Genomic DNA, 6,387 nt, shown 5'->3' with positions numbered 1-6,387 from the left:
TGGCGGCGGCTCCCGTGGCCCCGGCAGCGGAGGCCCCGGCTCCCGTGGCGGCGGCTCCCGTGGCCCCGGCAGCGGAGGCCCCGGCTCCCGTGGCGGCGGCGACCGCTCCCAAAGCGACCGCTCCCAAAGCCTCTGCCGCACCGGCCCGTGCCGGTGGATTGAGCGCCGAGGAACGCGCCGCTCGCGCCGCCAAAGCGGCCGCCGCCGCCAAGGCTGCGGCTGCGGCCAAAGCCGCCCGTGCGGCCAAGGACAAGGATTCGCCTTCTTCTGAAGAAGGTTGACCGGACTGAGGACACCTAACAGGATGCCGACATGAGCCAATCCAACCTCCTGATCAGCTCGTCTCCGCACATTCACAGCGGAGAATCCGTATCGCACGTCATGCGATCCGTCATCTGGGCCCTGATGCCTGCCACGGCCCTTTCGGTCATGATCTTCGGCTGGCCGGCGCTGCTGGTGATTCTGATCACCACGGCCTCCTGCCTGGCCACGGAGGTGATCGTCAACCGGTTGCGTCACAGAAGCTCCACCCTGGGCGACAACTCGGCGGTTCTGACCGGCATTCTGCTGGCTCTGACCCTGCCGCCCCACTCCCCCTGGTGGATCTGCGTCATCGGCGGGGCCTTCGCCATCGCCCTGGGCAAGCAGCTCTACGGTGGACTGGGCTACAACATGTTCAATCCGGCGCTCATCGCCCGGGTCTTCCTGCTGATCTCCTTCCCGGTGGAACTGACCACCTGGCCGGTGCCCAATCCGCTGCTGGGCGACCACGCCTTCACCCTGAGCCAGGGTTTGGCCATCATCTTCGGCGGTCCCGACATGGCCAAACAGATGGCCGACGTGGTCACCGCGGCCACCCCGCTGGGGCAGTACCGCACCGAAGTGGGCATGGGGCATCTCATCAAGGAGGCGCTCTTCGGCAGCTACGGATTCAGCTACGGCAACGCCGCCGCCGGCATGATCAACGGCTCCCTGGGCGAAACCTCCGCCATTCTGCTGGCCCTGGGCGGTCTCTACCTGCTGCGCAAGAAGGTCATCACCTGGCACATCCCGGCGGCCATGTTCGCCGGCTGTCTGGGCCCGGCGGCCCTCTTCTGGGTGATGAATCCGGGGCTTTATCCCGATCCCCTCTTCCATCTGCTGACGGGGGGACTGATCATCGGGGCCTTCTTCATGGCCACCGACATGGTCACCTCGCCGATCACGCCCCTGGGACAAATCGTCTTCGGGTTGGGCTGCGGGCTGCTGACCTACATCATCCGCACCTGGGGCGGCTATCCCGAGGGGGTCTCCTTCGCCATTCTGATCATGAATTCCGCCGTTCCGTTGATCGACCAGTACACCCGGCCCGCCATCTATGGCCAGACCCGCAAAGTCAAGGCAGGAGGAGCCGCCAATGCCTGAATACCTTCGCATGGGATTGGTTTTGACCATCATGAGTGTGCTGGCCACGGCCATTCTGGCCCAGACCGACGCCATCACCCAGGGGCCCATCGCGGCGGCCAAGCGGGAGGAGACCTTGCGGGCTCTGGAGCAGTTGTTGCCCAAGGGCTTCACCAACAACCCGGTGGAAGACACCATCTCCCTGGCCGACAAGCGGCTCAACCGCAAGGAGAAGCCGGTTCTCTTCTATCGGGCCCGCAACGGCGAGAAGAATCTGGCCACGGTTTTCATGGTCTCCGCGCCGGACGGCTATTCGGGCAACATCGACGTGCTGGTTTGTCTGTCCCACGATGGCGTCGTCCAGGGGGTGCAGATCGTCTCTCACGCCGAGACGCCCGGTTTGGGTGACAAAGTGGTCAAGGTGCCTTCCTGGCTGGAGTTCTTCAAGGGCAAGAACCTGATGAACGCCAACTGGGCGGTGAAGAAGGACGGGGGTGATTTCGACCAGTTCGCCGGGGCCACCATCACGCCACGCGCCATCGTCAATGCGGTCAAACGGGGTTTGGAGTATTACAATGCCAACCGCGAGACCATCTTTGCCGCACGGAGTGGATCATGAGCGAATCCCGCAAAGTATTCGTCGACGGTATTTGGAACAACAACCCCATCTTCGTGCAGTTTCTGGGCATGTGTCCCTTGCTGGGGGTTTCCACCAGCGCCATCAACGGCGTGGGCATGGGCATCGCCACCACGGCGGTTCTGGTGGGATCCAACATGGCCATCGCCGGGGTGCGGAAGTTCATTCCCAACGATGTGCGCATTCCGGCCTTCATCGTGTTGATCGCCGCCTTCGTGACGGTGATCGATCTGTTGATGAACGCTTTTGTGCACGATTTGCACAAGGTGTTGGGCTTGTACATTCCGTTGATCGTGGTCAACTGCATCATTCTGGGGCGGGCCGAGGCCTATGCCTTCAAGAACACGGTACTGAGTTCCATGGTGGATGGGTTGGCTTCCGGGTTGGGTTTTACGGTAGCGATCACCCTGTTGGGCGGGGTTCGGGAGATTTTGGGGTCGGGACAGATTTTCGGGTTCGATCTCTTCGGGTCCGCCTATCATCCGGCGATTGCCTTCATCATGCCGCCGGGGGCGTTTCTGGCCTTGGCGGGGTTGCTGATCCTTTTCAAGTGGTTGAGCCGGAAGTCTGCCTGATCTCATAGCCCGAGGATCTTACAAAAAAGCCCAATGAAAATCTTTCATTGGGCTTTTTTGTTCTTAAAGTTGCAAAAAGGGTTGGGGGAGTCTGAGGGGGAGCTCCGCTGCCCCCTCAGGGTTTTGCCTTTGGCCTTTGCCGGGTCGAAGCCCTAAAGAAGAATACCGAACCCGGAACCTGTACTGTACGTTATGAAAGCTTCGACCCGGCCGGAGGGGGCCAGGGGAGGGTCTCATCCTCCCCATCTTTAAACTCGCCAACCGCTGCAAACGCCGGATAAGACGCCTTCGTTCCGAAAGCCACGGTTCGGCAAACCCCGGCTTCGGCGCATTTGGCAAGTTCTAAGGATGGGGAGGATGAGACCCTCCCCTGGCCCCCTCCGGCCGGGTCGAAGCTCGACCCGAGTTTGGCGCGGGATCGGGGTTGGGTATTCTTCTTTAAGGCTTCGACCCGGCAAAGGACAGAGGACAAAGGACTAAAGGAAAAGTCCTGAGGGGGCAGCGGAGCTCCCCCTCAGACTCCCCCAACCCTTTTTGCAACTTTAAAGGACTAAACGGGTTGCTCCGCCAATTCTCTGGCCTGGGTCAGAAATACCCGGATGATGTCCGAACGGGTCACCACCCCCACCAACTGCCCCGCCTCATCCACCACCATCAACCGCTTGATCTGCTTCTTCTTCATCAAGTCCACCGCCGCTTCCAACGTCGCCCCCGCCTCCACCGTGATCACCGGCACACTCATATGATCCCGCACCCGCCCCCGAAACCCCTGCATTCCAGCCCGATGCACAAACAAATGCTCCAGCGACTCCCACAACGTCACCGTCGGATGATGACACGGTATGCCAATGGCCTTCAGTAAATCCGCCTCCGCCAACACCCCCAGCAACCGCCCGTTCTCCCCCACCACCGGCAACCCACTGATGTGCCGCTCCAACATCACCGCCGCCGCCTCCACCAACGCCATCTCGGGCGCAATGGTCACCACCTCCCGACTCATCACCCGCTCCACCGCAATGGCCTCGATACAGCGAACCTGCGCAAATCCCGTGGCCGTCTCATAAAGCGACATCAAATCCTCTGCGGTAATGACGCTGGTGAATACCTCCCGCACCGCCAAAGCCCGCCGACAATCCTCCAACGTCAAACGACCCCGACACTCCGCTTCACTCGTGGACTTGGACATCGCCAACTCCTTTCAGGTAGCTTGCGCCTCACACATCCGACGCCTCGCCCTCATGATGACACCCCCCCTCGCCACCGGTCAAACGAATTCCCCAGTAGAGCCGGAAGGAACGCCAATCTCCGGATCCTTCCAATTTCCCAGCCAAGGATCTTCCCAATCCGTGGAATCGCTTCCTCATGCCTTTTATGTATACACTGATATCTATTCTCGACTATTATTGTTATATTGAGCAGCAACACACATCTTTAATATTATCAAATATATATAAAATTTGTCTTGCATGCATCGCTTTAGTCAATTAGCATTTCTCAATGCAGGTTATGCATCTTGTAAATTCAATGCTCATTAACTCAGGACTGTTATTTCAAACCGCACATGGGCAAACTGGAAGCTCACATCAATCCGAACATATTGTTATGGGCCCGGGAAACGGCCCGGATGGATATTACGGAAGCTTCCGGGAGAACTGGATATCGCGTCGAAACCCTGAGAGCTTGGGAAAGCGGAGAAATAAGGCCTTCTCTCCCTCAAATTCGGAAACTGGCCGAAGTTTACAAACGACCTCTTGCGATATTTTATTTTCCTGCACCGCCTTCGGACTTTTCCAGCATTCGGGACTATCGCCGCCTTCCTTTTGGAGAATCCGAAGAATTTTCACCGGAATTGGCCTTCCTGATTCGACAAACTCAAGAAAAACAACAATGGATTAAGGAATATCAGCAGGAAGTCGGCATTGACCCCCTTGAATTTGTGGGATCTGCACGTCCTTCGGATGATCCCGTTGAGCTGGCAACACGAATCCGGCAAACCCTGAATATGGTTCCGGACGATATCAGCCACGCATCTTCCAATGAGGAAGCGCTTTCCTTTCTGATAACCAACACGGAAGAGGCCGGAGTTTTTATCATTCAGGCTGGCTCCATGTCAGGGCAACACATTCCTGCGCAGGTTGCGCGAGGGTTCGTTCTGGCCGACAAACTGGCTCCCTTTATATTTCTGAATGCCCAGGATTCCCCAACAGCCCGGCTGTTTACGCTAGGTCACGAACTGGTTCATCTTTGGCTGGGAAATTCTGGCGTATCCAACCTTGAAAATAATGACCTTTCCCCACCCAATGATCGCATCGAAACCTTTTGCAACCGTGTCGCCGCCGAACTCCTGGTTCCCTGGGAGCTTTTTTCCGTTGCCTGGAAGATTGGGGACCCGATTGAATCGATAGAAAAGCAAATTTTACTGACTGCCAACCACTTCAAAGTCAGCCGAGAGGTGATTGTTTATCGTCTTCTTCACGGGGATCGAATCAGCCGCCAGGTAGCAACGGCCCTCGTCAAGCGGTTTCGCGAAGAGTGGCTTCACGAAAAGCGTGCCGAATCAGAAAGAAGGAAGGAATCGGATAACAGCCCGCCGGTTTACCATCCGATGAAACTGAACAGCAATGGCCGCGCCTTCTCCCGTGCGGTAATTTCCGCCTATGGCCGAGGTGAGCTTTCCGGTCGTGATACATCCCGATTGCTTAATCTGAAGTTAAACCATCTTCCGAGCCAGGCCAAGCTGCTGAGACTCCCCTTGGGAAGTGGGACAAACCGGAAATGAAATACTGCCTCGACAGCAACATTTTTATTGAAGCCTGGAACAAACATTATGCACCCCATTTTGCACCTGAATATTGGGAAATTCTAGATCAACTCGCCCAAGAAGGGGTCATTTTTGCACCGGAAGAGGTCAAACGAGAGCTGGTTCGGGTGGAGGACGCCCTGAATCAGTGGGTCGAAGCGCGACCACATTTATTTCATAAAATTGACGATGCAGTCCAAGAATGTGTTATAGAAATTTTTCAAACGGAAAAGAACCAGCGACTGATTCAGGAGGGAACCAGCCGCTCCGCCGCCGACCCATGGGTCGTGGCCCACGCCATGGCCGAAAATGCTGTGGTCGTCACCAAGGAGACTTACGAAGACAAATCACCAAAAAAGGTTCGCATTCCCAATGTTTGCGAGAGCATGGGGGTCGAATGGATCGATGAGTTCGAGTTCCTGAAAAGAGTGGGAATTCGCTTTATGGCAACGTTGAACAGATAGGACGATTTTCCGAAAGACTCTTCCCTATCCATCAAGATGGAGTGGGCGATGCCACTCGAAAAGAAAGTTTCACTCAAGCAACGCATCCGAACCATGAAAATCGATGAATTCCTGCTTCAGGAAATGGTCCGGGAGATCGTGCGGGAGGTCGATCCGACACGCATCCTGCTCTTCGGCTCCCGATCCACGAACACCCATCGCGCCGATTCGGATATCGACCTGCTGATCGTGGAAGAGACCCCCTTCGGCCCCCACCACAGCCGCCGCGCCGAAGCCACCCGCCTCTGGAAAGTCCTCTCCCGCTTTCGCGTGGCCAAGGACATCCTCGTCTTTTCGGAAGAGGAGTTCACCCGCCTGGGAGAGGTCTTCGACCATGTGGTCTGGCACGCCCTGAGGGAAGGGAAGAGGCTGTATGAGCGGTTGTGAGTCCTTGCAAAACGATTGACTTGATCCAGGATAAGACTGGAATCGCTGGATTATTGTATTGATTCCACAATGATGGGGATGAGCCAACCGCGAAAATGCGGG

8 protein-coding genes are annotated in these 6,387 nt (G+C 57.0%); 6 read left to right on the top strand and 2 right to left on the bottom strand.

The genetic code is table 11. The features are described from left to right. The coding region (locus HQL56_06090; protein ID MBF0309077.1) for a hypothetical protein at positions 1 to 253 on the bottom strand (253 nt) is incomplete at its 3' end. A 59-nt stretch (positions 254 to 312) separates the two neighbouring features. Here HQL56_06090 and HQL56_06085 point away from each other — a divergent pair. The 3 genes from HQL56_06085 to HQL56_06075 are packed head-to-tail and all read left to right on the top strand — an operon-like array spanning position 313 to position 2,595. After that, the gene (locus tag HQL56_06085; protein ID MBF0309076.1) at positions 313 to 1,404 is read left to right on the top strand and encodes an RnfABCDGE type electron transport complex subunit D; all 1,092 of its coding nucleotides are present in this window, start codon (positions 313 to 315) and stop codon (positions 1,402 to 1,404) included. Further along, the gene (gene rsxG / locus HQL56_06080; protein MBF0309075.1) at positions 1,397 to 2,002 is read left to right on the top strand and encodes an electron transport complex subunit RsxG; all 606 of its coding nucleotides are present in this window, start codon (positions 1,397 to 1,399) and stop codon (positions 2,000 to 2,002) included. Before HQL56_06085 ends, rsxG begins: the two co-directional genes overlap by 8 nt. Further along, positions 1,999 to 2,595, top strand: a complete 597-nt coding sequence (locus tag HQL56_06075) for an electron transport complex subunit E (protein MBF0309074.1) — start codon at positions 1,999 to 2,001, stop codon at positions 2,593 to 2,595. The genes rsxG and HQL56_06075 overlap by 4 nt, the downstream gene beginning before the upstream one ends. A 550-nt stretch (positions 2,596 to 3,145) precedes the next feature. On the opposite strand, the gene HQL56_06070 is transcribed toward HQL56_06075, so the two are convergent. Further along, positions 3,146 to 3,781, bottom strand: coding sequence for a CBS domain-containing protein (locus tag HQL56_06070; protein MBF0309073.1), 636 nt, complete (start codon positions 3,779 to 3,781; stop codon positions 3,146 to 3,148). Between the two features lie 438 nt (positions 3,782 to 4,219). On the opposite strand from HQL56_06070, the gene HQL56_06065 reads away from it, so the two are divergent. The 3 genes from HQL56_06065 (at position 4,220) to HQL56_06055 (ending at position 6,285) form a co-directional block, all read left to right on the top strand. Next, on the top strand, positions 4,220 to 5,374 hold the full coding sequence (locus HQL56_06065; GenBank protein MBF0309072.1) for an ImmA/IrrE family metallo-endopeptidase: 1,155 nt from the start codon (positions 4,220 to 4,222) through the stop codon (positions 5,372 to 5,374). Further along, positions 5,371 to 5,859 (top strand): DUF4411 family protein, encoded by a 489-nt coding sequence (locus tag HQL56_06060; protein MBF0309071.1) that lies wholly within the window; start codon positions 5,371 to 5,373, stop codon positions 5,857 to 5,859. The genes HQL56_06065 and HQL56_06060 overlap by 4 nt, the downstream gene beginning before the upstream one ends. Before the next feature lie 93 nt (positions 5,860 to 5,952). Further along, on the top strand, positions 5,953 to 6,285 hold the full coding sequence (locus HQL56_06055) for a nucleotidyltransferase domain-containing protein (protein ID MBF0309070.1): 333 nt from the start codon (positions 5,953 to 5,955) through the stop codon (positions 6,283 to 6,285). Positions 6,286 to 6,387: the final 102 nt, after the last annotated feature.

This window comes from Magnetococcales bacterium (assembly GCA_015231925.1).
In the GTDB taxonomy this organism is placed as follows: Bacteria; Pseudomonadota; Magnetococcia; order Magnetococcales; family JADGAQ01; genus JADGAQ01.
The sequence above is the reverse complement of the archived record's forward strand: the minus strand, read 5'-3'. Positions and strand labels throughout refer to the sequence as shown.